The sequence below is a fragment of the Micromonospora sp. CA-240977 genome (assembly GCF_050942285.1).
GTDB lineage: Bacteria > Actinomycetota > Actinomycetes > Mycobacteriales > Micromonosporaceae > Micromonospora.
Genome location: NZ_CP192055.1, coordinates 6,903,707 through 6,928,910, shown reverse-complemented (window position 1 = coordinate 6,928,910; position 25,204 = coordinate 6,903,707). Strand labels below are relative to the sequence as shown.

Below are 25,204 nucleotides of genomic sequence, written 5' to 3'. Positions count from 1 at the left end.
GGCGCGGGACTGGTCACAGCGGGAGCTCGGCGCGGATCTCGGTGGGGCCGCCGATCGGGCTGACCACCACCAGCTCGCCGCCGGCGGCCCGGACCCGGTCGGCGATGCCGGCCAGCCCGTGCCCCTTGGCCAGGTGCGCGCCACCCTGCCCGTCGTCGCCCACCCGCACCTGGAGGTGGGTGCCCTGCCGGGCGACGGCCACCACGGCCTCGGTGGCCCGGGCGTGCTTGGCGACGTTCGTCAGCGCCTCGGACACCACGAAGTACGCGGTGTTCTCCACCGCCGGGTCGAGCCGCCCGCCGGGGGTGCCGAGCTGCGGATCCACCTGGAGCTCGATCGGGATCAGCCCGCGTCCGGCGATCGCGGCCAGGGCGCTGGGCAGGCCCCGGTCGACCAGGATCGGCGGGGCGATGCCCCGGGACAGCGCCCGCAGCTCGGCGAGGGTGTCCCGGGTCTGGGTGACCGCCTCGTCGATGGTCCGGCCTGCTGCGTCCGGGTCGGAGGCGAGCTGCAACCGGGCCCGGCTGAGGTCCATGGCCAGGCGGACCAGGCGCTGCTGGGGGCCGTCGTGGATGTCGCGTTCCAGCCGGCGCAGCGCGGACGCCTCGGCGGACACGGCGGCCCGTTTCTGCTCCTCCAGTACGGTGATCCGGTCGCGCATCTCGGCCACCCCGGTCAGCATGGCCTTGGCGAAGCTGGCCTGCAGCAGCGCGCATCCCCGGACCACGATCGGCAGGGTGATCAGGAAGAACACCCCGATCGCGGTGTTCAGGCCGATTCGGGCGGTGGTCGAGTCGCCCAGGCCGAGCAGTTGGGCCAGGTCCTTGTCACCCTCGCCGTCGGCTCGGGGCAGGGCCCAGTCGTAGGCCCAGTACAGCGACCCGGCGATCGCTCCGGCCCACCAGACCACGGCGACCACGAAGGTGCCGCCCGCCGCGATCAACCGCAGGATGCCGTGTGCCAGGTCGAGCCAGGACTGGGCGTCCCGCATCGGCACGAAGATCCGCCGCCACGCGTTCGCGCCGGCCTCGGGCAACCGGTAGTGCGGGCGGATCCGGGGCTGCCGGAGCACCGCGGGCAGCCGCAGCCGTTCGATGTCGGCCAGCCCGCGGGCGGCGTACAGGGTGCCGCTGAGGATCGGCAGGCCGATCACCGTCACCACCAGGCCGATGCCGGCCGCGGTGCCGACGATGAGGACGACGAAACTGGCCACCGCCAGGGGGAGACCGAGCAGCACGTAGCCGGAGTCGACGAAGAGTTGGCGGGGAATGCTCGGTGCCAGCGTCGGTTGGTCGCTGGTGGCGGCAACGGCGGTCATGGGAAAAGGCTAGGCATTCCGGCTTCCGGGTCCCATCCCGAAGCCCTGCCTCTCCCCCGTAGTGCTGCCCCTACCACCTGCGGAGCGGCCCGGCGGGGGCTCGGCGCGGGATTGGTCAGAGAAGTCGGGATTGAGCAATAATCGGCCGGGCGGCGCGGGCGAAAGTCGCTAAATCGATCTTGCGGAATGGAGGTGCTTGTGGAGTTGCGGCGCGCAGCGACAAGATCGCGATTTGTGCACGTCTTCACAAGCGCCTACTCTGTGACTCCGACGCGCCCTGCTAGCACAGCCGGCAACCTCGGTCGCCAGCGGGAGTCCATAAGCGGCCGACCAGCGGAGTTGGCCGAGGATCGCACCGCACGGAGTCTCATGAGTCAGCACCGTCACCCAGGCGCGCCCGGCCGCGCCGGTGCCGTACCAGCGCTCCCGGATCTGCCCGAGGCCACAGTCGCCCGGCTCCCGGAATACCTGCGCGCGCTGCACAACCTCGCCGACACCGGGCACGAGACGGTCTCCAGCGAGGGGCTCTCCGCCGCCGCTGGCGTCAACTCCGCCAAGCTTCGCAAGGACCTCTCCCACCTCGGCTCGTACGGCACCCGGGGAGTCGGCTACGACGTCGCGCTGCTGATCGAGCAGATCGAGAATGTGCTCGGGCTCACCCAGCGCCGGGCGGTCGCCCTGGTCGGCGTGGGTAATCTCGGTCACGCTCTGGCCGGCTACGACGGCTTCGCGGGCCGGGGCTTCCGGATCGCCGCACTGCTCGACGCCGATCCCTCCCGGGTCGGCGAAGAGATCAACGGCCTGGTAGTCCGGCATGTCGACGAGCTGGCGACGGTCGCCGCCGAGGAATCCCTCGCGATCGGCGTGATCGCCACCCCGGCCGCCGCCGCCCAGCAGGTCGCCGACCAGCTGGTCGCCGTCGGCGTGACGAGCATCCTCAACTTCGCGCCGTGCGTACTCTCGGTGCCGGAGGGGGTCGACGTGCGCAAGGTCGATCTCGCCATCGAGCTGCAGATTCTGTCCTTCCACGAACACCGCAAGGCGTCGCTGACCGCGCTGCCCGCCACCGGCGGGTCCGCTCTCACGGCCCTGCCGGGCGGGTTCGCGGCCCCCGACACCCAGGAGGCGATCGGCACGTGAAACTGCTCGTCGTCGGCGCGTCCTATCGGACCGCCCCGGTCGCCACGCTGGAACAACTGGCCGTGCCTCCCGCCGACCTCACCCGCACCCTGGATCGCCTTGTCGCCCAGCCCTACGTGGCCGAGGCGGTGCTCGTCTCCACCTGCAACCGGGTGGAGGTCTACGCCGCCGTGTCCGGTTTCCACGGCGGGCTCGGCGACGTGTGCGCCGTCCTGGCCGAGCAGGCCGGCAGCTCGCCGACGGCGCTCGCCAGCCACCTGTACGTGCACTACGACACCGCTGCCGTGGACCACGTGTTCCGGGTCGCCACCGGACTGGACTCGATGGTGGTCGGCGAGGCGCAGATCCTCGGCCAGCTGCGTGACGCGTACCACTGGGCCACCGGCGCCGACTCGGCCGGCCGCCTGCTGCACGAGCTGATGCAGCAGGCGCTGCGGGTCGGCAAGCGGGCCCACGCCGAGACCGGCATCGACCGCGCCGGCCAGAGCGTCGTCACCGCCGCGCTGGAGCTGGCCGCCGGGCACCTCGACGGCGACCTCGCCGGCCACCCGGCCCTGGTGATCGGCGCCGGCGCGATGGGCTCACTCGGGGTGGCCACGCTGTCCCGGCTGGGCGCCGGCCCGCTCACCGTCAGCAACCGGGGCGCCGACCGGGCCGTCCGGCTCGCCGAGTCGTACGGGGCGAGTGCCGCGCCGATGACCGAGCTGGCCGACACCCTCTCCACAGTGGACATCGTAGTGGCCGCCACCGCGTCCACCGAACCGGTCCTCACCCGCTCGGTGGTCAGCGCGGCGCTTGCCGAACGGGACCCGTTCCGGGGCCCGCTGGTCCTGCTCGACCTGGCCGTCCCGCGTGACGTCGAGGACGGTGTCGCCGCACTGCCCGGCGTCGAGGTGATCGACATCGACCGGATGGCGACGTTGCTCGCCGACGGTCCGGCCGCCGCGGACGCCGCCGCCGTCGAGCGGATCGTGCTGGGCGAGGTGGAGAGCTTCCTCACCTGGCTGCGCGGCGCCGACGTGGCGCCCACAGTGGCCGCGCTGCGCGGCCGGGCCGACGACGTGGTCACCGCCGAGCTGCGCCGGCTCGCCCAGCGTCGCCCCGACCTCGGCGACGACCTGCGCGCCGAGGTGGCCCGCACCGTGCACCGGGTCGTGCAGCGGCTGCTGCACCAGCCCACCGTCAAGGTCCGCCAGTTGGCCGCGGAGCCCGGCGGCGACCAGTACGCGGCGCTGCTGCGCGAGCTGTTCGACCTCGAGGTGCCGCAGACCTCTCCGGTGGACACCGTCCCCGACGTGCTGACCCCCGACCTCGGCCTGGCGCTCCCCGGCACCGACCCGGTGTCCGGCGCCGACACCGCCGAGCCCACCCCACCCTCCGGAGGTGCGCGATGACCGCCCCCCTGCGCCTCGGCACCCGGGGCAGCGCCCTGGCGATGGCCCAGTCCAGCCAGATCGCCGAGGCGCTGACCGCCGCCACCGGTCGCCCGGTCGAGCTGGTCGAGGTGGTCACCGCCGGCGACCGCTCCAACGCGCCGGTGCACCGGCTCGGCGTCGGGGTGTTCGTCTCCGCGCTGCGCGACGCGCTGACCGCCCGGACGATCGACTTCGCTGTGCACTCCTACAAGGATCTGCCCACGGCTGCCGCCGGCGGGCTGCACATCGCGGCGGTGCCGCCGCGACTGGACCCGCGCGACGCGCTGATCGCCCAGGGCGGGCGGACGCTCGCCGAGCTGCCGCCCGGCGCCACCGTGGGCACCGGCGCGCTGCGCCGGATCGCCCAGTTGCACGCGCTCGGCCTGCAACTGGAGGTCACCCCGATCCGCGGCAACATCGACACCCGCCTGGCGCGGGTGCTCGGCCCCGAGGCCGACCTCGACGCGGTAGTGCTGGCCCGGGCCGGGCTGGCCCGGATCGGTCGCGCCGACGCGATCACCGAAACGCTCGACCCGATGCTCATGCTGCCCGCGCCCGCCCAGGGCGCCCTGGCCGTGGAGTGCCGGGTCGACGACCACGACCTGGTCGAGCTGCTGGCGCTGCTCGACCACGCACCGTCGCGCGCCGCGGTCACCGCGGAACGCGCGTTGCTGGCAACCCTGGAGGCCGGGTGCAGCGCACCCGTCGCCGCCTATGCGGAACTCGCCGAGGGCGATACCGGCGATGAGATCTACCTGCGCGGGGCGGTGATCAGCCCGGACGGCACTCGTGACCTCCGGCTGTCCCGCACCGGAACGCCCGCCGACGCGGCGGAGATCGGTAAGGCACTTGCCGCCGAACTCCTCGACCTCGGCGCCGACTCGATCCTCGGCCACGAAGGACACACCGGCCCGGGGACCCAGCAATTTGGGAGCACAGAATGACCCGCACCCGTAAGCCCGTCGGCCGTATCGCGTTCGTCGGGGCTGGCCCCGGTGACCCAGGGCTGCTGACCCGTCGGGCCCACGACGCCCTTGTCGACGCCGACCAGGTGATCTACGACCGGGGAGTCCCGGAGTCGTTGCTCGCCGTCGTTCGCGCCGAGGCCAGGGACGACGCCGAGTTCACCCCCGCCGAAGGCGCGCCGGGGGACGTGGCGAAGGTGCTGATCTCCGCGGCCCGATCCGGGCTGAACGCGGTGCACCTGGTCGCCGGCGACCCGTTCGGCCACGACTCGGTGGTCAAGGAGGTGCAGGCGGTGGCCCGCACCGCCGCCCACTTCGAGGTGGTGCCCGGCGTCGGCCAGGCCGAGGGTGTGGCCACCTACGCGGGTGTTCCGCTGCCGGGTGTGCGTACCGCGGCGGACGTCGAGGACGTCACCGCACTGGACTTCGAGGCGCTGGCCGCGGCCGTCGGGCGGGGTTCGCTCGCGCTGGCCGTGGACGCCGGTGACCTCGCCGCTGTCCGGGACGGGCTGCTCTCCGCCGGGGTCGACGGCACCACCGGCGTCGGGGTGACCGGCGACGGCACCGGCGAGACCCAGTACACGACCACGTCGACGGTGGACAGCTTCGTTGCCGCAGCGCTCGGCTTCACCGGTCGGGTGGTGCTCACCGTCGGTGTCGGGGTGGGTCAGCGGGACAAGCTGAGCTGGTGGGAGAACCGCCCGCTGTACGGCTGGAAGGTGCTCGTACCCCGGACGAAGGAGCAGGCCGGCGCGATGAGCGCGCGGCTGCGCGCGTACGGGGCGATCCCCTGCGAGGTGCCGACCATCGCGGTCGAGCCGCCGCGTACCCCGGCGCAGATGGAGCGGGCGGTCAAGGGCCTTGTCGACGGCCGGTACGCCTGGGTGATCTTCACGTCGGTGAACGCGGTCCGCGCGGTGTGGGAGAAGTTCGCCGAGCACGGCCTGGACGCCCGGCACTTCGGCGGCGTCAAGATCGCCTGCATCGGTGAGGCGACGGCGGACGCCGTGCGCGCGTTCGGCATCCAGCCGGAGCTGATCCCCGCCGGGGAGCAGTCCTCCGAGGGTCTGCTTGCCGAGTTCTCCCCGCACGACGAGATCCTCGACCCGGTGGGCCGGGTGCTGCTGCCGCGCGCCGACATCGCCACCGAGACGCTCGCCGCCGGGCTCACCGAGCGCGGCTGGGAGGTCGACGACGTGACCGCGTACCGGACGGTGCGGGCCGCGCCGCCGCCCGCCGAGATCCGGGACGCGATCAAGTCGGGCGGGTTCGACGCGGTGCTCTTCACCTCGTCCTCGACAGTGCGGAACCTGGTCGGCATCGCCGGGAAGCCGCACGCGCGTACCGTTGTTGCCGTCATCGGGCCCAAGACGGCGGAGACCGCGACGGAGTTCGGCCTGCGGGTCGACGTCCAGCCGCCGCACGCTTCGGTGCCCGACCTGGTGGAGGCGCTCGCCGCCTACGCCGTCGAGCTGCGCGAGAAGCTGGCCGCCATGCCGGCCAAACAGCGCCGTGGCTCGAAGGTGCAGGGCCCGACCGCCTTGCGCTTCCGGTAGTCGTTCGAGGAGGGCCTGCCATGTCGTACCCCGAGATCCGGCCCCGCCGGCTGCGCCGCACCCCGGCGATCCGCCGGCTGGTGTCCGAGACCCGGGTCGACCCGGCCGAGCTGGTCGTGCCGATGTTCGTCAAGGAGGGGCTGACCGAGCCCCGCGCCATCGGGTCGCTCCCGGGGGTGCTCCAGCACTCCCGGGACTCGCTGCGCAAGGCGGCGGCCGAGGCGGTCCAGGCCGGCGTCGGCGGGATCATGCTCTTCGGCGTGCCGGAACGCCGGGACCCGACCGGCTCCGGCGGCATCGACCCGAACGGCATCCTGAACGTCGCCATCCGCGACGTGGTGTCCGAGGTGGGCGACAGCACTGTCGTGATGAGTGACCTGTGCCTTGACGAGTTCACCTCGCACGGGCACTGCGGGGTGCTCGCCCCCAACGGCGACGTCGACAACGACGCCACCCTTGCCGCGTACGCCGAGATGGCGGTGGCCCAGGCCGCCGCCGGGGTCACCATGGTCGGGCCGTCCGGGATGATGGACGGCCAGGTCGGCGTGGTCCGCAGGGCGCTCGACGCCGCCGGTCACCAGGACGTGGCAGTGCTGGCGTACGCCGTGAAGTACGCCTCCGCCTTCTTCGGCCCGTTCCGCGAGGCGGTGGAGTCGGCGCTGGAGGGCGACCGGCGCGCCTACCAGCAGGACCCGGCCAACCTGCGCGAGTCGCTGCGCGAGGTGGAGCTCGACGTCGCCGAGGGCGCCGACCTGGTGATGGTCAAGCCGGCGCTGCCGTACCTCGACGTGGTGTCGGCGGTGCGGGCCGCGGTGAACGTCCCGGTCGCCGCCTACCAGGTCTCCGGCGAGTACGCCATGGTCGAGGCCGCCGCCGCGAACGGCTGGATCGACAGGGAGCGGGTGATGATGGAGACGCTCACCTCGATCAAGCGGGCCGGCGCGCAGATCATCCTCACCTACTGGGCCGTCGAGGCTGCCGGTCTGCTCCGCCAGCGCTACTGACCGACTCCGCGGGTCCCGCCGGGGTGGCCACCTCGTCGGCACCCGCGACGGCGGCCGGAAGTCGCCGGCTGGTCAGCCAGGCGAGCGCCAACAGCACGGCGGACACCGCCAGCGCGAGCCGGGTGGCCTGCGCCAGTTCCGGCGCGAGGTTGAGCCGGCTGACCGGGTCGAGCCGGTTGGCGGCCGTGATGCCCCCGCCGCCCAGGCTCGGCGCGAGCCGGTCCGCCAGCCAGGACAGGGCGGCGGCGATCAGCGCGGTGCCGGCCGCGACCGAGGTGTGCGACACGGTGGTGAGCAGTGTGGAACCGGACGGCAGGTTCTCGGGCGAGAGCGACCGGCTGGCCGCGGTCATCGTCGGCATCAGCGTCGCACCCATGCCCAGGCCGATGAGCGCGCCCAGCGTGGCCAGCAGCGGGTACGACGTGTCGGCGTCGAGCACCAGCACCCGGGCCACCGTGCCGGCCACCGCTGTGGAGATGCCCAGCCCGACCACCCGCCGCGCCGAGACGCGATCGACGAGCCGGGTCGCGACCTGGAGCATCAGCCCGGTGGTCAGCGCCTGCGGGATGCCGATCACCCCGGCCAGGGTGGCCGAGTCACCGCGTACCACCTGCACGTAGGCCGGGATGATCAGGAACGAGCCGAAGTATCCGGCGGCGAAGAACGCCACAGTCGCGGCGCCGGGAGCCATCCCCGGCGCGCGCAGCACGGCCAGGCGCAGCAGCGGCTGCCGTACCCGGCCGGCCCGCCAGGCGAAGGCGGCCACCAGCATGACGCCGAGCGCGAGCGGCAGCAGCACGGATGCGGTGCCGACCCCGCCCCGCTCGCCGGTGACGCTGAGCCCGTACACCGCCAGCGCCAGACCGGGGCAGAGCAGCAGCAGCCCGACGACGTCCAGCCGGACCGGTGGTCGTCGCGGGTCGGCGACCGGCAGCACCGACCGGCCGAGCACCACCGCCAACAGCCCCACCGGGAGGTTGATCCAGAAGATCCACCGCCAGGACGCATGATCGAGCAGCAGCCCACCGAGCACCGGCCCGATCAGGGGCCCGACCAGCACCGGCAGGCCGAGCAGGCTCATCATCCGTCCGCGCCGTCCGGGCGGCACCGCGGCGAGCGCGACGGCCATCCCGACCGGGTTGAGCAGTCCGCCACCGAGGCCCTGGAGCACCCGGAACGCGATGAGCGACCCGACGCTCCAGGCGGCCCCGGCCAACACGGAGCCGGCGGTGAACAGCAGCAGCGCGGTCAGGTAGGTGCGGCGGGCGCCGAACCGGCCGATCGCCCAGGCGGCGGTGGGCATCACCGCGACCAGTGCCAGCGCGTAGCCGCTGGTGACCCAGCCGATCGTGGTGAGGTTGGTGTCGAGGTCGTCGACCAGCCTCGGCAGGGCCACAACGGTGACCGTCGTGTCGATCACCGCGAGCAGACCACCAAGGGTCAGGTACCAGCCGAGCCGTCGCGCGGACGCGTCCATGTCGCCAGCTCAGGGCCGGACCCGGCGGGCGGCGCGCAGCGCCTCGGCCCACCAGGCCAGCTCGCTCAGCGTGGCGTCGGCGGCCTTCCGCAGCGGCTCGTCATCGACCAGCCGCCCGGCGACGTCGAGTCGCTCCCACGGCGCCCGGAGCACCACCCCGGAGCGGGTCGTGGCGGCCTGTACCTCGGCGAAGACCAGCCGGAGTTGCTCGACCGCGCGGATGCCGCCGGAGCCGGCGCCGTACGACACGAAGGCCACCGGCTTGCGGGCCCACTCCCGGTAGTGCCAGTCGATGGCGTTCTTCAGGGCGGCCGGGAAGCTGTGGTTGTACTCGGGTGTCACCACCACGAACCCGTCGGCGGCGGCCAACCGGGCACTGATCGGGCTTGCCGAATTGCCACCGGGAGGGGTGTCGGCGAAGGGCAGCGCCACCTCGGCGAGGTCGACGAGGTCCAGGTCGAGGTCCGCCCGGCGACTGCCGTGGGCGACGAACCAGTCGGCGATCGAGCGGCCCACCCGAGGTTTCCGGACACTCCCGACGAGCACGGCGACGGTCGGCGGTGCGACGTCCTCTTGCGTAGTCATGCCTGGGACGCTAGGACTTGAACTAATGGTGAAGTCAATGGCGGCGGGGGAGTGGCGATGGGCACGTTGACGGTCGGCGAAGTGGCCCGGGACAGCGGCGTCAGCGGCTCCGCCGTGCGGTTCTACGAGCGGCAGGGCCTGATCACGGCTGCCCGCACCGGCGGCAACCAGCGGCGCTTCGACGCCGACGCGGCCTGCCGGATCAGGGTGGCGCGGGTGGCCCAGCGCGTCGGCCTGACCGTCAACGACATCCGCGACCTGCTCGCGGCCCTGCCACCCGACCCCCAGCCGGCCGACTGGCAGGGTCTGCACGAGCGGCTGACCGCCGAGGCCGAGCGGCGCATCCGCGACCTGCACGCGGCACTTGACGACATCGGCTCGGGTCGCCGCCTCTGCGACCTCTGACCCCACCCGGTCCGCGATGCTCGTGCCGAAAACAGAGATGTAGTGGCCTCCTGATCGGCGGAGGCCACTACATCTGGGATCGAGCGCGCTGGTGCGCGGGCCGTCAGTCGTCGTTGGTGATGGTGCCCGTCGCCAGCGGATCGGCCAACCGCAGGCCGGGCACACCGGCCACCAGCAGGGACAGCCTCTCGTCCGACTCGCGCCTGCGGTCACCCCGCACCGTCACCGGGAGCGTCACCGACGTCTGACCGGCGGCCAGAACACGGCAGCCGGCGTACGCGTCGAAGTCCGAGCCCACCTGCGCCGTGAGGCCGACGGTCGCGGCGCAGAGCAGCACCGGCTGCGACAGCGGCCGGGACACGGTGGCGGTGAAGGTGAGCTGCCGGGTGCCCTGGTCGCCCTCGACCACCGACGCGTCGGCGACGCTCAGCGACGCCCGGGACCGGAACCGGGCCACCTGCGGGTCGTGGTCGCTGGAACCCCGCGACCCGTCGCCGGTGAACTCCGCCGGCCAGTCGGCGTTGATGTGCGCCGCCCGCACCTGCACCAGGTCGCCGTAGAGCGCGTCGTTGACGAACAGGTGGTCGAGCGTCTGCGCCTGCCCCTCGAAGCTGTACGAGTAGGCCGACGCCGGCACGTCCGCCACCAGGTTGTCCCACAGGTTGTGCAGGCCGGCCTCGTACAGCGGGGCGAGCTGGTCCGACGGCGTGGGCTGGGCACCGGTGGCGATCGGGTCGTCCGGGCGGGGGAAGACGTTCAGGTCCCCGCCGTAGACCACCCGGGCGCTCTGGTCGGCCGCCTCGATCGCGGTGACGATCGCCGCGCCGTAGCGTGCCTGCTCCCGCCGCTGCCCGATCCGACCGTCGGGACCGGAGGAGTAGTGGTTGCTGAGCGCGTACAGGGTGAACCGCTCGGTCGAGCCCGGCGCCGCGGCCACGTCGAACTTGCCCAGCTGGGGTGCCCGCGTGAAGACGTTGTTCCCGTCCTTACCGGTCGACGTGTCCACGTCGGACGGCAGCACGGCGTTGAGCGCCTTGGGGTTCTGCACGTCGGCGTTGGTCGGTAGACCGGCGGCGCGGTACTGCACTGTCGGCGTCGAGCCCAGCAACGGGTCGCTCGCCGTCGCGGCCGCCAACGACAACCTGTCGGTGCGGTACAGGAACGCGGCGGTGATGCCGCGGGCGTCCGCGCCGGTCCGGTCATAGGCGGCGGCGTACGCCGGCCCGCCGGCCGAAGCCACCCGGAGCGCGAGCTCCTGGATGCTGTCCGGAGCGCCATCCGCGTTGTTGGTGTCGCCGCAGCTCAAAGCAGCACCGGAGACCGTGCAGATGTCCTGGTCCTCGGCTTCCTGCACCAGGATCAGGTCCGGTGCGTGCAGATCCTTGACGATCTGGTCGGCGAGGGCGCCCAGCTGCTGCTGGTAGTCCGCCTCGCTGGTCGGCACGTAGTCGAACGGCGGGTCGACACCCGGGCAACCGGCGTTGCCGGTGAAGTCACAGCCGTCGAACGGGTCGTCGCGGTAGTCGTACAGGTTTTCCACGTTGTACGTGGCGACGGCCACCTCCTGTGACCGGTCGGCCGGCTTCGGCGGGTTGTTCTTCGACGGGTCGGCGCCGGCAGTGAACTCCGCCTGCTCGACCTGGACGCCGTACTTCTCGAACGAGTAGTAGACCCCGCCTACCGCGTCCGCGCGCAGCGTGTCGAAGGTGTGCGCCGGCGGGAGCAGCGCGGCGCTGTCCCCGGCGGTGGCCTTCACGCCCATGCTGCCGAGCAGCGTCCGCTGACCGTTGCCGTCGTCGAAGCGGCGGGTCGGGTCGTTGTCCAGCGGGTGCGAGTCCCGGAAGACCCGCCGGGCGTACGGGTCGGCGCGGTCCAGCAGCGGGTCGTCCCGGTCGACCACCCACAGCTCGGCGTCGGCGGTGGAGGAGAAGACGTCCCGTCCGCTCACCGTGCCGCTGCCCGCGCGTACCCGCATCCGGGCGCCCTCGTGCCGCTCCCAGAAACGCTGCGCTTCGGTCAGCTCGACCGGTGGCACCGCGTCGGTGACCGCGACCGTCGTGTCCACGTTCAGGCCGGTGGCGATCCGGCGGACCAGCGAGGCACCGGAGAGCTGGGTGAAGTTGTAGTACTCCGACACCCGGGCGCGCAGCACGACCTCGTCGCCGACGGTCGGCACGTAGCCGCCGACCAGCGAGGTGAACGTGCCCATGAACACGAAGACGCCGTCGGAGCTGGTCGCGTCGCCGTCGGTGTCGCCGGTGCGGCTCTGCAGGAAGAAGCCGTGCTGCTCCGCGCCGGCCGACGTGCGGGCCAGGGTCAACTGGGTGATGACGCCGCGCACGTCGTACAGCGTGCTGCTGGTGCCGTTGCCGCTCGCCGGCGCGAGCGGCGACCGGTCGGCGGGGCCGGACTCGGTGTCGGTGGTCGGGCCCTGCACCTCGCCGACGGTCAGCTCCCGGGTCACCTGCACGACCAGCGCGCAGGTGGCGGTGCCACCGCCCGCGTCGGTCGCGGTGAGAACGACGGTGTACGCCCCGGCGGCGAGGTCGGCGCTCGCGCCGATCGTGGCACGGGCGGTGCCGCCGACGCCCTCGGCGGGGGTGAACGCGGTGCGGGTGATCGAGCCGGCGGACGGGGTCGGGCTGACCGAGGTCACCGCCAGGTCGACGATCGTGTCATCGGGGTCGGTGGCGGTGACCTCCCGGCTCGCCGCCGTGCCCGCGCTGGTGACCAGCGGGCCACCGCAGGTCAGCGTGGCCGGGACGTCGACCGGGCCACCGCCGTCCACGGTGTGCGCGCCGAGGCCGTCGAAGGTGTCCACCGGGAAGCCGGCCCACTGGGCCGCGGGCTCGAACGCGTCCGTCGGGTCGGTGTCGCCGCTGGTCACCGTCGACAGCCGGCGCAGGGTGTTGTCCGCGGTGCCGGTGACGCCCGCACCCCACTCGGTGCCCGGGTCGACGCCCACCTGCCCGATCGAGTCGAGCACTGTGGCGCCCCGGAGCAGCACTACCGCGTCGTCGCCGTTGAACAGGCTGGCCCCGGTGGTCTGGTCGGCCTGGGCGAGAATGGCGGACCCGGCCGAGGCGCTGGCGAACACGAACACGTCACCGGCGGACACGCTTCCGGTCAACGCGACAGTGGTGGCCGTGGTCGAGCCGTTGAAGTAGAGCTGGAGCCGGTAGCCGCCGGCGGCGAGGTCGATCGGGGCGCCGGTGCCGTTGAACAGCTCGATCGCCTTGTTGTTCGACGAACCTTCGACGTACTCGGAGATGAACAGGTCGGTGGGCGCGGCGCTGGCCGCGGTGGGTGCGACGCCGAGCGCCGTGATGGTCACGGCGGCGGTGGCGGTCGCGAGCGCGGCGATTGAGCGGCGCGGGCGCATAGGGCCTCCACGATGGGCGGATGGGGGTCAACGCACGTTAAGGTGCGCGGTGGTCCAGCGTCCATCCCCTAGTGGACAGTTACGTGAATTCCCTCAGCGCGGCGAGTCGAGTCGGTGCACCAGCTCAGCGACGTCGACGCTGTATTCGCACCAGTCGCGGTCGGGCCGGTAGCCCAGCTCCGCGTTGACCTTCAGCATCGCCTCGTTGGCCTGCGCGTTCCAGGTCTGCACCTCGATCAGCTCCGGCTCGGCGGAGCGCAGCTCCAGCAGCATCCGGGCCTTGATCGCCCGGTCGATGCCGTAACCCCGGTGGTCCTGCGCGACGATCGTGTCGTACTGGTCGGCGCGGGTCGGGTGCTGCGCGGGCACCACCACCTCGGTCAGACCGGCCACCTCGCCGCTCTGCTCGTGCCGGGCGAGCACGATGTACGGCTTCATGCCCCGCCGGTGCAGGGTGTCGAGGCTGTCGCGCAGCCGCTCCGGCTCGTAGGAGCTGGGGCGCAGCTCACCGTCGTCGACGTCGCGCACCTCGGCCTTCGCCCGCGCGTACGCCTCGATCAGGTCGTCCGGTGGCCCGCCGGGGAAGAACTCCAGGTGATAGCCAGCCGCGATGCCGGTGGCCATCTGCGTCAGCTCGGCCCAGTCGACAGCGGTCAGGTCGAGCACGCTGCGCGTCTCCACGTACTCCCGGGTGAAGCCGAGCGACTCGTAGAACCCGACCGAGGGCGTGTCGCCGACCACCTCGACCCCGATCGAACGGAAGCCCTCCTGGTAGACCCGGCGGGCGGCACGCAGGACCAGGTCACGGCCGAGGCCGCCGCGCCGCACGGACGGGTGCACAAGCACCTCGAGCACGCCGATGTCACCGAGGAGTAGCACGTGAACCTGGCCGAGCACCGCGCCCGGATCACCGGGCCCGGTCGGCTCGGCCTGGGCGATCCAGGAAATCCGCCGTTCGCCGGGCATCACCTCGGCGAGGTATTCACGCAGTGAGGTCTCCCGCCACGGCGGATCCTGCGGCAGATCAGCCGCCAGCACCGCGTTCAGCGTGACCAGCAGCGACGCGATCTCGGCGGACGACGCGGTCCTCGGGTCCCACTCGCGCACCATCACCCGTCTAGCTTGCCGCTAACAGAGGCTGGGGGGAAGTGTCCAGTTCTCCAACGTATCGAGACGATCACTTCACAGGCGACTGGCCCGTCCGTACCGGTTGGCGGTGTCGTAGACGTCCTGGGCGTACCGCCGTACATCGTTGTAGGACAGGATCGCGTTCCACCAGTCGCCCGGAATGCTCAGGTTGCGACCGCCCTTGCAGAGGTAGTTCCCCGCTGCCAGGGCGGCGTCGTCCAGGTCGTGCGGGTCCTTGAGCCCGTCATTGTCGGCGTCCGCGCCGATCTCCTGCCAGGTGGTCGGGATGAACTGCATCGGCCCGATCGCCCGGTCGAGGGTCAGGTCCCCGTCGAGCACTCCACGGTCGGTGTCGATGATCCGCATACGGCCGCCGTTGCCGTCCAGCGGCAACCCGATGATCTTCGGCAGCGCCTTGCCGTCCTGCCCCAACCGCGCGCCGTTGGCCGAGCCGTGCCCCGATTCGACCTGCCCGATCGCCGCCAGCGTGGTCCAGCTCAGCGCGCAGCTACGGTTGGTCTGGGCGAGCATCAGCTCGGCGTAGCCGTACGCCTGCATGGCGACGGCCGGAATGTTCACCTTGGCGCCGACCTGCTGGGCCCAGCCGGCCAGGGCGTCGGACGGTCGCCCTCCGACCCCCGGACCGATGCCGGGGCCGCCGGGTAGTCCGCCGCTCGGCAGGCCACCGCTGGGTAGCCCACCGCTGGGCAGCCCACCGCCCGGCAACCCTCCGCTGGGCAGCGGGCCGGTGGGGACCAGCCCGGTGGGCAGTGGGCCGGTGGGCAGGCGGGACGGCGCTCCTGGCGGCACGGTGGGCGTGCCGGAGGCGTCGGCTGCGACCGGGTGGGGGGCGCGGATCGTGGCCGGCACGAGCAGGGCGCCCGCCGCCGCGGTCACGGCCACCAGCGCCAGCAGGAAGAGGCCGGGCAGGGTGAGCCGGCCACTCGGTCGGCGGGCCCAGGCGCGGGTCGCCCGGACGGCCGAGGCTGCTGCCTGGCGCGGTGGCATCCGTACCGCGTGCGCGAACGGCACCCGCCGCCGCCGGGCGGGGCCGGACGCCGACACAGCGGACAATTCGTCCACACTGGTCTTCGCCGGATCGGCGGCGACCACGGTGACGGTCTTCGCGTCGCTCTTCGCGTCGCCAGTCGGCGCGTCGCTCTTCGCGTCGCCAGTCGGCGCGTTGGTCTTCGTGTCGCCAGTCGGCGCGTCGGCGTTCGGCCCGGTGGCAGCCTTCGGCGCGTCCGGATCGGTGGCGCTGCCGGTCGCCTCCGCGCCTCCGGTTTCCGGGCCTCCAGCCTTCGGGCCTTCGGCCGTCGGGTTTTCGGGTTTCGGGTCTTCGGCCTTCGGGTCGTCGGCTCTGAGGGCTGCTACCTGGGTGCCGGAGCTGTCGTCGGCGACCAGATCGGGCTTGGCCGGGTCCTTCGTGCCGGCGCCGGTTGCGCCCGCGTCCGGTTCGGACCTGGCGGCGTCGGCCGGGCCGGAGGTGGCGGCGTCGGCCGGGCTGGAGGTGGTGGCAGGTGTGGGCGGCGCGCTCGGGGTTCGGCCGCTCAGCCAGGGCCGGCGGGGGCGGGGCACGGCGCGTACCGGGTCGGGCGCGGCCCCCGAGCCTTCAAGTGGCCCGTCCAGCGGCGCGGCCGGTCGTAACGGTTGCACACGCGTGTCGTCCTCGCCGTCCACCACCCGTCGAGTATCACCCATCCTCCGCCGCACGTCAGATCCACGTACCCTTGGCGCATGCCCCGGTACGAGTTCCGCTGCCGCTCCTGCGGCGACACTTTCGAGGTCAACCGTCCGATGGCGGCGGCCGCTGACCCGGCCGCCTGCCCACAGGGACACGCCGACACGGTCAAGCTGCTCTCCGCGGTCGCGGTCACCGGCCGGGGTGGGGCCGTCGGTGGCGCCCCGGCGTCCGCCGGTGGTGGGTGCTGCGGAGGCGCGTGCGGCTGCTGATCGGACCAATTCACCGCCACCTGGTGGGCTGGCCTTGCCGTGAACGGGTCCGAGTGGCACTTTGAGGCGGCATCTGCCCGACCGTTCTTACGATGCGTTACCGCTCGGACTCAGGCAGCATGAACCCGACGTCACGGGCGGAGGTTCCACGCATGTCGCCACGGATCCAGCTCCCGAGCGGTTGGGTGACCTTCGTTTTCACCGATATCGAGGGCTCGACCCGGCTGGCCCAGCTGCTCGGCCCTGACTACCGCCCGGTGCTTGCCGAGCACCGGCGGCTGCTGCGCCGGACGTTGGCCAGCACGGGTGGCGCGGAGCTGCTGACCGAGGGCGACTCGTTCTTCCTGGCCTTCGAGGACGCGGCAGCGGCGCTGACCGCCTGCCTGACCGCCCAGCGGGCGCTGTCCAACCACGACTGGCCGACCGCCGAAGCCGCACCCCGGGTGCGGATGGGCCTGCACACCGGCTACGCCGAGCCGCGCGACGGCGACTACGCCAGCCCCGAGGTGCACCGGGCCGCCCGGGTGGCCGCCGCGGCGCACGGCGGGCAGGTGCTCTGTTCGGCGTCCACCGCCCGTCGGGCCGAGCCGTTGCCACCCGGTGCGACACTGCTCGACCTCGGCCTGCATCGGCTGCGCGGCTTCGACGACCGGGAACGTCTCTTCCAACTTGTCGCGCCGGGCCTGGAGCGGCAGTTCCCGCGCCCCCGCACCGCCGACGCGGTGGCGCACAATCTGCCGACCCAGGTGACGTCGTTCGTCGGCCGGCAGGCCGAGCGCGTCGAGTTGGGCCTGCTGGTGAAGCAGCACCGTCTGATCACGGTGCTGGGCGCGGGCGGGGCGGGCAAGACCCGGCTCGCTGTGGAGCTGGCCAGCGGGGTCGTCGAGGAGTACCCGGACGGGGTGTGGTTCGTCGACATCGCCGCGGTGACCGACCCGGGGTTGGTGGCGTTCGCGATCGCCGCGGTGCTCGGCCTGCGACCCGAGCCGGGCCGGCCGATGCTGGACACCCTCGTCGAGTACGCGGCCGGCCGTCGCATGCTTGTCGTCCTGGACACCTGTGACACCCAGCCGGCCGCCTGCGCGGAGGTGATCGCGCGGTTGTTGTCCGGCGGGGGTGGCGTGCGGGTGCTGGCGACCAGCCGTGAGTCGTTCAGCCTGCCGGGTGAGGTGGTGTGGCGGATCCCGCCGCTCTCGGTCGACCCGCTGGCGGACGGCGCGGAGAGCGACGCGGTGGCGCTCCTGCTGGACCGTACGGCGGCGGCGCGTGGCGGCCGGCGGCCGGACCCGGCCGAGTCGGCCGATCTCCGCCGGGTGGTGCAGCGGCTGGACGGGTTGCCGCTCGCCATCGAGCTGGCCGCCGCTCGGCTGCGGGTGCTCTCCGTGGGCCAGCTCGCGGAGCGCCTGGACGATGTTCTTGGCACCTTGGACGCCGGTCGGGAGGACCCGGATCCGCCGCCGGTGGAGCGCTGTTGGTCCGGCAACCAGCAGGACACCGTGGACCTGGTCGCCGCGGCGTCCGGGGCGTCGCCGCCCACCGCGGCGAGCAGGGCGGTGCAGCGGACGGCCACGGAACGGCACCTGACGATGCAGGCGACCGTCACCTGGTCGTACCGGACGTTGGGGCCTCGGGCCGCGCGCCTGCTGCGGTGGCTGTCGGTCTTCGCCGGCCCGGTGGATCTGGCGACGGTGGAGTGGCTGCTGGGTGACGACCCGCTGGATCCACTCTCGGTGCTTGTGGACAAGTCGATGGTGTTGGCCGAGCCGCGAGCCACCGGCAGCACCTACCGGATGCTCGACCCGATCCGGGCGTACGCGGCGCGGCGGCTGGCCGAGGCGGGTGAGGAGCAGGCCGCCCGGAACCGGCATGTGGCCTGGTCGGCGCATGCGGTGGACCGGGCACACCTGGGTCAGGACGGCCGTCCGGTGACGTTGTCGCTGTATGCCCTCGACCCGTTGGCCGGGGAGGTACGCGCCGCGTTGCGGTGGTGCGCCACCGGCGGCAGCGCCCGTGCCGGTCTCGGTCTGGCCGGCGGCCTGGACCAGTGGTGGCTTGAGCGGGGCCTGGCCCGGGAGGGGCGGCTGTGGCTGTTCCGGTTGTACGGACGGATCGCCGAGACGGGTGAGCGGATCCCGGAGGCGGAGCTGGCGGCGGTCTATCACATGCATTCGCTGCACGCCGGCGCGGACGGCGAGTTCGCCGAGGAGCTGCGCTACTCCCAGCGGGCGGAGGCGGCGGCCCGGCAGGCCGGTGATGCCGGGCTGCTGGCCCGGGTGCTCGCCGGCAGGGCCGCGCCGCTCGTGGACATGGGGCAGTTCGTCGAGGCCGAACGGGTGTGCCGGGAGGTCATCGACTGGGCGCACGGGCAGGACGTGGTCGGCGAGGCGCTGCTTGCGGTGTTCAGCCTGGCCGAGCTGCTCTGGCGGCGAGGCGCCCTGGCGGAGGCGGCGGACCTGCTGGGAGCGGTCCGTCCGGTGGAGGCGGCCCGTCCGGTGGAGCGGGGGCGGCGGTCGGTGGACATGCTGCTCGGGATGGTCGCGCTGGCCCGGGGCGACGTGATCGCCGCGCACGAGCATCTGCTGGTGGCGCTGCGTTCGCGGATGGGCCATGGCTACCACGGTCGGGCGTGTGACACGTTGAACGCGGTAGCGGTGCGCTGTGCGATCGGCGGCGACCGGTTGACCGCGGCTCGCCTGTTCGGAGCGGCGCAGGCCACCCGGGCGAGCATGCGCGCGACCCCGGGCATCTACGGCGGCTACTGGGCCGAACAGCAGGCGGAACTGCGCGCGCAGTTGGGCGACGCGGTGTTCGACGACGCGTACGGCGAGGGCGCCGAGTTGGGGTTGGACGAGGCCGCGGCGCTGGCACTGGACGTGGAGCATCCGGACCTGGCAGCGGATTCGACCCGCTTCAGCACCGGCCTGTCCCAACCCACCCCCCGCCAACCCGTCGACCCGGACCGCCACCCGGCGACCCGAACCGAACGCGCCTGACCCCGAGAGGGCAGGCCCACCCCGCCAAGATCCGCGCAACTTCCCTGTTGTTGCTGCCTCCCGGCAATCCGAAGCAGCAGCATCCCTGTACCTGCGCGGATCTTGGCGGGTTGAGGGTTGTGGGTGCGCGGATCTTGGCGGGGTGGGGGTGCGCGGACCTTGGCGGGGTGGGGAGCGGGTCAGAGCAGGACGAAGGCGGGTTGGGGGTGGGTCAGCGCAGGACGAAGGCGTGCGGGCTGGTGGGGCTCTCGTTGGCGGATCGGTCCAGCGCGGTGAGCTGGTAGGTGTAGCGCTGGCCGGGCACGGCCGAGGTGTCCACCCAGGACTGCGACCCGCCGGGCGCGGCCCGGACGGTGCCGACCAGGTGCGCGGCGTCCGCCGTGGCGCACCGGCCGGGCAGCGTGGTGCCGTCGAACCGGTAGATCGCGTACGAGGTGGCGGTGCCGAGGGGCCCGACGCCGTCGGCCGGCTGACGCCAGGTGAGCCGAACCCCGTCGCCCTCCCGGGCCGCCCTGGTGACCACCGGGAAGAGCAGTGGCTTGGCCGGCAGGTGCGGCATGGCCGGCACGAGGGCGGGGCGGGAGTAGTGCTCGGCGGCGTAGATGTCGGTGGCGCCGAGCCGGTTGGCCCGCACCTGCACCGCGGAGAAGTGCACGTTGCCCTGCACCTCCGGGTACGACCGGTTGAGCGTCAGGTGGTCGGACAGCTCACGCGGGTTCTGCCAGTACGGCCCGTACGCCGGGTCGCCGCTCTTGTAGTCGGCCTGACCGATGTAGAGCTGCACGTGGGTGCCGCGCACGGTCTCAGCCCACCACGGCACGAGTCGCGCGTAGTCCGCGGCCGGGTACTGGCCGATGTACCAGTAGAGCTGCGGCACCACGTAGTCGATCCACTCCTGCTTGATCCACGTGCGGGTGTCGGCGGAGATGATGTCGTACGACTGGCTGCCGGTGGTGTCCGAGCCGAGCGGGTCGGCGGCCTTGTTGCGCCAGATGCCGAACGGGCTGACGCCGAACTTCACCCACGGCTTCGCCGCCTTGATCTTGCCGCTCATCTCCTGGATGAGCAGGTTGATGTTGTCCCGCCGCCAGTCGGCCCGGTCGGTGAAGCCCCGGTTGTGCGCGGCGAAGGTGGCGTCGTCGGGCACCTGGTAGGTGCCGCTGGGGTAGGGGTAGAAGTAGTCGTCGAAGTGGACGCCGTCGATGTCGTACCGCTTGACCGCGTCCATCATCGCGGTCTGCACGAACCCGCGGACCTCGGGGATGCCGGGGTTGTAGTAGAGCCGGCTGCCGGCCACGCCGGCCGGCGGGTAGGCGAAGGTCCAGTCCGGGTGTTGCCGGGCCGGGTGGCCGGGGGCGAGCTGGGCCGGGTCGGCGCCGGCGCCGCCGGGCGCCGGCATGGAGACGCGGTACGGGTTGAACCAGGCGTGGAACTCCAGGTTGCGCTTGTGCGACTCGTCGACGAGGAAGGCCAGCGGGTCCCAGCCGGGGTCCTGGCCGCGGACGCCGGTCAGGTACTCCGACCAGGGCTCGTACGCCGAGGGCCAGAGCGCGTCGGCGGTGGGCCGGACCTGCACCACGACGGCGTTGTGGTGCAGTCGTTCGGCGAGGTCGAGCAGTTGCCGATACTCGGCCTGCTGGGTGGCGACCCGGTCCGGGCTGGTCTGGGACGCCTTGCTGGGCCAGTCGATGTTGACGACCGACGAGATCCACATGGCCCGGAACTGCCGTTTCGGCGTGGCCGGGTCGGTGGTGCAGGTGGCGGGGGTGGTGGTGTCGGCCGCGTCGGGAGCGGCGCTCGCTCCGGTCGCGGTGACGAACGTGCCGAGCAGGGCTGCGACCAGCCCGGCGACTCCGAGTCGGGTGGCTTTCATGCGGTGTGTCCCTTCGGTGGGGCTCCCGGATGTATGCACTGTGCACGGCAAGATTCGCCGCTGATGTCTAAGTTCCTGGTAGGAAATTTTCACACTCCGGCCAGCGCCGCAAGAGTTCGTGGTTGACCAATCGCGCCGCTGGGTAGCAACGCCGGTCACCGGCCGCCACGGTGGTGGTCGCGCGGTGGGAGGGGTGAGCGCATGTCCGTGCTGCGAACCAAACCGATCAAGGACGTCATAGCCCAGGGCGAGGCCGACGGCAGCGACGGCAAACTCGGGCTGAAGCGACGGCTTGGCGCGGTCGACCTCACCGGCTTCGGCATCGGCATCGTGATCGGCACCGGCATCTTCACGCTCACCGGCATCGAAGCCCGGGACAGCGCCGGCCCGGGTGTGGTGATCTCCTTCGCCATCGCCGGCGTGGTCGCTCTGCTCGCCGCGCTCTGCTACGCCGAGCTGGCATCCAGCGTGCCGACGGCCGGCAGCGCCTACACCTACGCGTACGCGACGATGGGCGAGATCGTCGCCTGGATCATCGGCTGGGACCTGCTGCTGGAGTTCGCGCTCGGCGCTGCCGTGGTGGCCCGCGGCTGGTCCGGCTACCTGGCCGAACTGCTCGACCTGCCGACCCGGTGGTTCGGCGAGGAGGGCAGCACGGTCAACGTGGGCGCCATCGCCATCGTGCTGATCCTCGGCATCGTGGCGATCATCGGCATCCGGGAATCGTCCCGGATCACCAACCTGCTGGTGCTGGTCAAGGTGGCGATCTGTGTATTCGTGGTGGTGGCCGGTCTGTTCTTCGTCAAGGCCACCAACCTCAGCCCGTTCGTCCCGCCGGCCGAGCCGGCGGGCGGTGGTGACGACGGCATCAAGCAACCGGTGACGCAGGCGCTCTTCGGGCTGGAACCGTCCGTCTTCGGCTTCGTCGGGGTGCTCAGCGCCGCCGCCGTGGTGTTCTTCGCGTACACCGGCTTCGAGGCCGTCGCCAACCTGGGCGAGGAGACGAAGCAGCCCAAGCGGGACCTGACCCTGGGTCTGCTCGGCACGCTGCTGATCTCCACACTGCTCTACATCGGCGTCTCGCTGGTGGTGGTCGGGATGGTGCCGTACACCGAGATCGACAGGGGCGCCCCGATCGCGTCGGCCTTCGAGGCGGTCGGCGCGGGCTGGGCGGCGGTGCTGGTCTCCATCGCCGCCGTCGCGGGCCTGACCAGCGTCATCCTTGTCGACCTGGTGGCGATGGGCCGGATCGGCTTCGCCATCGCCCGGGACGGGCTGATCCCGCCGTCGATCGCGGCGGTGCATCCGCGCTGGGGCACGCCGTACCGGATCTCGGCGATCATGACCGTGGCGGTCGCGCTGCTGGCCGGCTTCCTGCCGTTGTCCGCGCTGGCCGACCTGGTCAGCATCGGCGCGCTCTGCGCGTTCGTGCTGGTGTCGGTCGCGGTGCCGATCCTGCGCCGCAAGCGCCCGGACCTGGAGCGGCCGTTCCGGGTGCCGTTCTCCCCGGTGCTGCCGATCGTCTCGGCGCTGGCCTGCTTCTACCTGATGCTCAACCTGTCGGTGGAGACCTGGCTGCGGTTCCTGGCCTGGATGCTGCTCGGCGGGATCATCTACTTCGGCTACGGCTACCGCCGCAACCGGCTGGCCCAGCACGAACCCGCTGTCGCCCCGACCCCCCGCGAACCGACCGCCTGACCGAGCTGCCCAGGGGCCGAGCGCCCCTGGGCACGGTCAGCTCAGCGCGTCTTTACAACGTTGTAAGCAACGTTGTAAAGAGCTGGTGAGGAGGTATGGTGCGCTGGGTCACATCGGGGAGGTTGCGGAGTGCGACACAGGCTCAAGGACGTGGCCGAGCGGGCCGGGGTGTCGGTGAAGACCGTCTCCAACGTCGTCAACGGCTACGTACACGTTCGGCCGGACACCCGTGCCCGCGTCGAGGAGGCGATCGTCGAACTCAACTACCGGCCCAACCTCTCGGCCCGCCACCTGCGCAAGGGCCGCAGCGGCGTGATCGCGCTTGCCGTTCCGGAGCTGGACATCCCGTACTTCGCCGAGTTGGCCCGCCATGTGGTCACCGCCGCCGCCGCGTACGGCTGGACGGTGCTCATCGACCAGACCGGCGGTCGACGCGAACAGGAACGGGTGGTCGCCTCCGGCATCACCGATCACCTGATCGACGGGCTCATCGTCAGCCCGTTGGCGCTCACCGCCGAGGACCTGGCCGGCCTGGACGGCACCCCCATGGTGCTGCTCGGTGAGCGGGTCGAGCACGGCCCCGCGGATCGCGTGGTGATCGACAACGTGGCCGCAGCCCGGGAGATCACCGAGCACCTACTCACACTCGGCCACCGCCGGATCGCGGCCATCGGCTCGCAGCGCACCGACGAGGGCGCCAGCGCCCGGCTGCGCCTGGCCGGCTACACCGACGCGCTGCGCGCCGCCGGGCTCGACTACGACGAAACCCTTGTGGCGCCCGCGTCGGCCTGGCACCGCGCGGACGGCGCGGCCGCCATGCGGGGCCTGCTCACCTCCGGCGTACGCCCCGACGCCGTCTTCTGCTTCAACGACACGCTCGCCCTGGGCGCCCTGCGTGCCCTGCACGAGGCCGGCCTGCGGGTGCCCGAGGACGTGGCGGTGGTCGGCTTCGACGACATCGAGGACGGCAGGTTCTCCATCCCCACGCTCAGCACCGTCGCCCCGGACAAGGAGCGGATCGCCCAACTGGCCGTCGAACTCCTGGCCAACCGCCTGGACGGCGACCGCGCCGCCCCGACAAGGGAACTCTCCGCCCCCTACCGCCTGGAAATTCGCGAGTCCACCGAGGCCCGGTAACCCCGGATCGGGTGGCTCAGTCGAAGAAGCGGGCCAGGTGCGACTGGGGTGCCGGATCGGCCTCCGGGGGCAGGGGGGTCAGGTCGGCGAAGATCGAGGCGCCGTCGCAGCCCGCGTGCAGCGGGTACCACCGGGGGGCGCCCGGCGGTCGGAGCTGGCAGATCCCCTTGAACGTCTGCACGTCCATCAGCCGGACGTGGGTCGGGTCGGCCACCGCGTTCACGTGCCCCCACCAGGGGCTCATCACGTGCAGCACGCCGCCCGGACGGAGCACCCGGTGGCACTCGTCCACGAGCGGCAGGAAGTCGATCAGGTGCTCCAGGATGTGCACCGCGAAGAGGACGTCCACCGAATCGTCGGCGAGCGGTAGCGAGCCGGACAGGTCCGCTACCGCGTCCACCCCGGGCGCCGGGTAGATGTCCAGCCCCAGGTTGCTCGACCACTGCTTGGTCGGACCGCAACCGAGGTCCACCACCACCGGTGCCCGTCCGCCGACGGCGACCCGGCACCAGACGCCGTAGACGCCGGCCAGCCGTCCCACCAGGTCCCGCACCAGCCGCAGCTCGGCGGGCTCGGCGACGTCCCCGCTGAGATGGGCCACCCCCCTGTCGAACCGCACCTCGACCGCCAGGCCCCGCAGCCGGTCGTCGTGCCGAGCCTGGTCCGCCCACGCCTGGGCGAGGGATTCGTCGATCGCCCGCAGCCGGTCGGCCGAGGGCGGAGTCTGTGCCAAAGCGACCATATCGGGCCACCTCCCGCCGCGCGATACCCGCAATCACGCCCGGTATGCCCGGCTGGTCCACCCCGTCGCCCGCTCGGGCGCGGCGGCGGTGGGCGTGTCGCGGCCCGGCGGCCCGCTCGCGTCAGCCCGAGAGGGTACGGCGACCGCCGCGCATTCGTTGGCGGGGCGGCGGCTCGGCGGGCTTCGGCCGCTTCAGGTGATACCGGTGCAACTCGTGGTTGCCGGGCAGGGACGGGTCCTCGCTCATCGCGACCAACTCCCAGCCCTGGTCACCGGCCCGGTTCAGGTGGGCCAGCGCGGTGTCGCCGTACGGCGTCACGTCGACCATCGAGCCGTCCGGGCCGTACCAGACGAAGACGACCTCCCAGCCGAGGTCGTTTGTCGCCGCCTGGCGGCGGCGGACCAGCAGGGCGTACTCCCACTTGAGCATGGC

At 72.6% G+C, this 25,204-nt stretch carries 19 protein-coding genes; 10 read left to right on the top strand and 9 right to left on the bottom strand.

All coding sequences use genetic code 11. The features are described 5' to 3' along the window. Positions 1-13: 13 nt before the first annotated feature. A complete protein-coding gene (locus ACQPWW_RS31480) occupies positions 14-1,318 on the bottom strand; it encodes a sensor histidine kinase (protein ID WP_433127456.1) in 1,305 nt (434 codons plus the stop codon). 369 nt (positions 1,319-1,687) lie between these two features. Here ACQPWW_RS31480 and ACQPWW_RS31475 point away from each other — a divergent pair, with 369 nt between their 5' ends. Genes ACQPWW_RS31475 through hemB form a run of 5 tightly spaced genes read left to right on the top strand, consistent with a single transcriptional unit; the run spans position 1,688 to position 7,398 of the window. Then, positions 1,688-2,458 (top strand): redox-sensing transcriptional repressor Rex, encoded by a 771-nt coding sequence (locus tag ACQPWW_RS31475; RefSeq protein WP_433127455.1) that lies wholly within the window; start codon positions 1,688-1,690, stop codon positions 2,456-2,458. Further along, positions 2,455-3,852, top strand: a complete 1,398-nt coding sequence (locus ACQPWW_RS31470) for a glutamyl-tRNA reductase (RefSeq protein WP_433127454.1) — start codon at positions 2,455-2,457, stop codon at positions 3,850-3,852. The genes ACQPWW_RS31475 and ACQPWW_RS31470 overlap by 4 nt, the downstream gene beginning before the upstream one ends. Next, positions 3,849-4,817: a hydroxymethylbilane synthase gene (hemC, locus tag ACQPWW_RS31465; RefSeq protein ID WP_433127453.1), complete on the top strand. Its 969-nt coding sequence runs from the start codon at positions 3,849-3,851 to the stop codon at positions 4,815-4,817. The genes ACQPWW_RS31470 and hemC overlap by 4 nt, the downstream gene beginning before the upstream one ends. Continuing rightward, a complete protein-coding gene (locus ACQPWW_RS31460) occupies positions 4,814-6,394 on the top strand; it encodes a uroporphyrinogen-III synthase (protein ID WP_433127452.1) in 1,581 nt (526 codons plus the stop codon). The genes hemC and ACQPWW_RS31460 overlap by 4 nt, the downstream gene beginning before the upstream one ends. Positions 6,395-6,414: 20 nt before the next feature. Continuing rightward, positions 6,415-7,398, top strand: a complete 984-nt coding sequence (hemB, locus tag ACQPWW_RS31455; RefSeq protein ID WP_433127451.1) for a porphobilinogen synthase — start codon at positions 6,415-6,417, stop codon at positions 7,396-7,398. Here hemB and ACQPWW_RS31450 read toward each other — a convergent pair. Then, a complete protein-coding gene (locus tag ACQPWW_RS31450; protein WP_433127450.1) occupies positions 7,349-8,875 on the bottom strand; it encodes a DHA2 family efflux MFS transporter permease subunit in 1,527 nt (508 codons plus the stop codon). The genes hemB and ACQPWW_RS31450 overlap by 50 nt on opposite strands. A gap of 9 nt (positions 8,876-8,884) precedes the next feature. Then, a complete protein-coding gene (locus ACQPWW_RS31445) occupies positions 8,885-9,460 on the bottom strand; it encodes an NADPH-dependent FMN reductase (protein WP_433127449.1) in 576 nt (191 codons plus the stop codon). A 57-nt stretch (positions 9,461-9,517) separates the two neighbouring features. On the opposite strand from ACQPWW_RS31445, the gene ACQPWW_RS31440 reads away from it, so the two are divergent. Then, on the top strand, positions 9,518-9,865 hold the full coding sequence (locus ACQPWW_RS31440; protein ID WP_433127448.1) for a MerR family transcriptional regulator: 348 nt from the start codon (positions 9,518-9,520) through the stop codon (positions 9,863-9,865). A 103-nt stretch (positions 9,866-9,968) separates the two neighbouring features. Here ACQPWW_RS31440 and ACQPWW_RS31435 read toward each other — a convergent pair whose 3' ends face one another. From ACQPWW_RS31435 to ACQPWW_RS31425, 3 genes are all read right to left on the bottom strand, one after another. Further along, complete coding sequence (locus ACQPWW_RS31435; protein ID WP_433127447.1) at positions 9,969-13,247, bottom strand: lamin tail domain-containing protein; 3,279 nt, start codon at positions 13,245-13,247, stop codon at positions 9,969-9,971. Between the two features lie 93 nt (positions 13,248-13,340). Continuing rightward, positions 13,341-14,357, bottom strand: a complete 1,017-nt coding sequence (locus ACQPWW_RS31430; RefSeq protein WP_433134694.1) for a GNAT family N-acetyltransferase — start codon at positions 14,355-14,357, stop codon at positions 13,341-13,343. A 72-nt stretch (positions 14,358-14,429) separates the two neighbouring features. Continuing rightward, positions 14,430-16,058 (bottom strand): lytic murein transglycosylase, encoded by a 1,629-nt coding sequence (locus ACQPWW_RS31425; protein WP_433127446.1) that lies wholly within the window; start codon positions 16,056-16,058, stop codon positions 14,430-14,432. 54 nt (positions 16,059-16,112) lie between these two features. Between ACQPWW_RS31425 and ACQPWW_RS31420 the strand changes: the two genes are divergently transcribed. Together ACQPWW_RS31420 and ACQPWW_RS31415 are read left to right on the top strand one after the other, a co-directional pair. Next, the gene (locus tag ACQPWW_RS31420; protein WP_433127445.1) at positions 16,113-16,328 is read left to right on the top strand and encodes an FmdB family zinc ribbon protein; all 216 of its coding nucleotides are present in this window, start codon (positions 16,113-16,115) and stop codon (positions 16,326-16,328) included. A gap of 152 nt (positions 16,329-16,480) precedes the next feature. Further along, positions 16,481-19,321 (top strand): ATP-binding protein, encoded by a 2,841-nt coding sequence (locus ACQPWW_RS31415; protein WP_433127444.1) that lies wholly within the window; start codon positions 16,481-16,483, stop codon positions 19,319-19,321. A 211-nt stretch (positions 19,322-19,532) separates the two neighbouring features. Here the strand turns inward: ACQPWW_RS31415 and ACQPWW_RS31410 are convergent, their stop codons facing one another. Beyond that, positions 19,533-21,194: a glycoside hydrolase family 10 protein gene (locus ACQPWW_RS31410; RefSeq protein WP_433127443.1), complete on the bottom strand. Its 1,662-nt coding sequence runs from the start codon at positions 21,192-21,194 to the stop codon at positions 19,533-19,535. Between the two features lie 201 nt (positions 21,195-21,395). On the opposite strand from ACQPWW_RS31410, the gene ACQPWW_RS31405 reads away from it, so the two are divergent. Then, on the top strand, positions 21,396-22,892 hold the full coding sequence (locus ACQPWW_RS31405; protein WP_433127442.1) for an amino acid permease: 1,497 nt from the start codon (positions 21,396-21,398) through the stop codon (positions 22,890-22,892). A gap of 129 nt (positions 22,893-23,021) precedes the next feature. Next, positions 23,022-24,029 carry a LacI family DNA-binding transcriptional regulator gene (locus tag ACQPWW_RS31400; RefSeq protein WP_433127441.1) on the top strand — a complete coding sequence of 336 codons (1,008 nt, stop codon included), beginning with the start codon at positions 23,022-23,024 and terminating at the stop codon, positions 24,027-24,029. A gap of 16 nt (positions 24,030-24,045) precedes the next feature. Here ACQPWW_RS31400 and ACQPWW_RS31395 read toward each other — a convergent pair whose 3' ends face one another. Together ACQPWW_RS31395 and ACQPWW_RS31390 are read right to left on the bottom strand one after the other, a co-directional pair. Beyond that, entirely contained in the window at positions 24,046-24,771 is a 726-nt protein-coding gene (locus ACQPWW_RS31395; RefSeq protein ID WP_433127440.1) for a methyltransferase domain-containing protein, read from the bottom strand. Positions 24,772-24,892: 121 nt separating this feature from the next. Next, positions 24,893-25,201 carry a hypothetical protein gene (locus tag ACQPWW_RS31390; RefSeq protein ID WP_433127439.1) on the bottom strand — a complete coding sequence of 103 codons (309 nt, stop codon included), beginning with the start codon at positions 25,199-25,201 and terminating at the stop codon, positions 24,893-24,895. Positions 25,202-25,204 lie beyond the last annotated feature (3 nt).

What these genes read in the sequence shown, in the direction of transcription:
- ACQPWW_RS31435 (WP_433127447.1), bottom strand. Translation starts at nt 13,247, where the DNA reads ATGCGCCCGCGCCGCTCAATCGCCGCGCTCGCGACCGCCACCGCCGCC.
- hemB (WP_433127451.1), top strand. Translation starts at nt 6,415, where the DNA reads ATGTCGTACCCCGAGATCCGGCCCCGCCGGCTGCGCCGCACCCCGGCG.
- ACQPWW_RS31475 (WP_433127455.1), top strand. Translation starts at nt 1,688, where the DNA reads ATGAGTCAGCACCGTCACCCAGGCGCGCCCGGCCGCGCCGGTGCCGTA.
- ACQPWW_RS31410 (WP_433127443.1), bottom strand. Translation starts at nt 21,194, where the DNA reads ATGAAAGCCACCCGACTCGGAGTCGCCGGGCTGGTCGCAGCCCTGCTC.
- ACQPWW_RS31395 (WP_433127440.1), bottom strand. Translation starts at nt 24,771, where the DNA reads ATGGTCGCTTTGGCACAGACTCCGCCCTCGGCCGACCGGCTGCGGGCG.
- hemC (WP_433127453.1), top strand. Translation starts at nt 3,849, where the DNA reads ATGACCGCCCCCCTGCGCCTCGGCACCCGGGGCAGCGCCCTGGCGATG.
- ACQPWW_RS31445 (WP_433127449.1), bottom strand. Translation starts at nt 9,460, where the DNA reads ATGACTACGCAAGAGGACGTCGCACCGCCGACCGTCGCCGTGCTCGTC.
- ACQPWW_RS31430 (WP_433134694.1), bottom strand. Translation starts at nt 14,357, where the DNA reads ATGGTGCGCGAGTGGGACCCGAGGACCGCGTCGTCCGCCGAGATCGCG.
- ACQPWW_RS31415 (WP_433127444.1), top strand. Translation starts at nt 16,481, where the DNA reads ATGTCGCCACGGATCCAGCTCCCGAGCGGTTGGGTGACCTTCGTTTTC.
- ACQPWW_RS31450 (WP_433127450.1), bottom strand. Translation starts at nt 8,875, where the DNA reads ATGGACGCGTCCGCGCGACGGCTCGGCTGGTACCTGACCCTTGGTGGT.
- ACQPWW_RS31440 (WP_433127448.1), top strand. Translation starts at nt 9,518, where the DNA reads ATGGGCACGTTGACGGTCGGCGAAGTGGCCCGGGACAGCGGCGTCAGC.
- ACQPWW_RS31420 (WP_433127445.1), top strand. Translation starts at nt 16,113, where the DNA reads ATGCCCCGGTACGAGTTCCGCTGCCGCTCCTGCGGCGACACTTTCGAG.
- ACQPWW_RS31405 (WP_433127442.1), top strand. Translation starts at nt 21,396, where the DNA reads ATGTCCGTGCTGCGAACCAAACCGATCAAGGACGTCATAGCCCAGGGC.
- ACQPWW_RS31390 (WP_433127439.1), bottom strand. Translation starts at nt 25,201, where the DNA reads ATGCTCAAGTGGGAGTACGCCCTGCTGGTCCGCCGCCGCCAGGCGGCG.
- ACQPWW_RS31480 (WP_433127456.1), bottom strand. Translation starts at nt 1,318, where the DNA reads ATGACCGCCGTTGCCGCCACCAGCGACCAACCGACGCTGGCACCGAGC.
- ACQPWW_RS31460 (WP_433127452.1), top strand. Translation starts at nt 4,814, where the DNA reads ATGACCCGCACCCGTAAGCCCGTCGGCCGTATCGCGTTCGTCGGGGCT.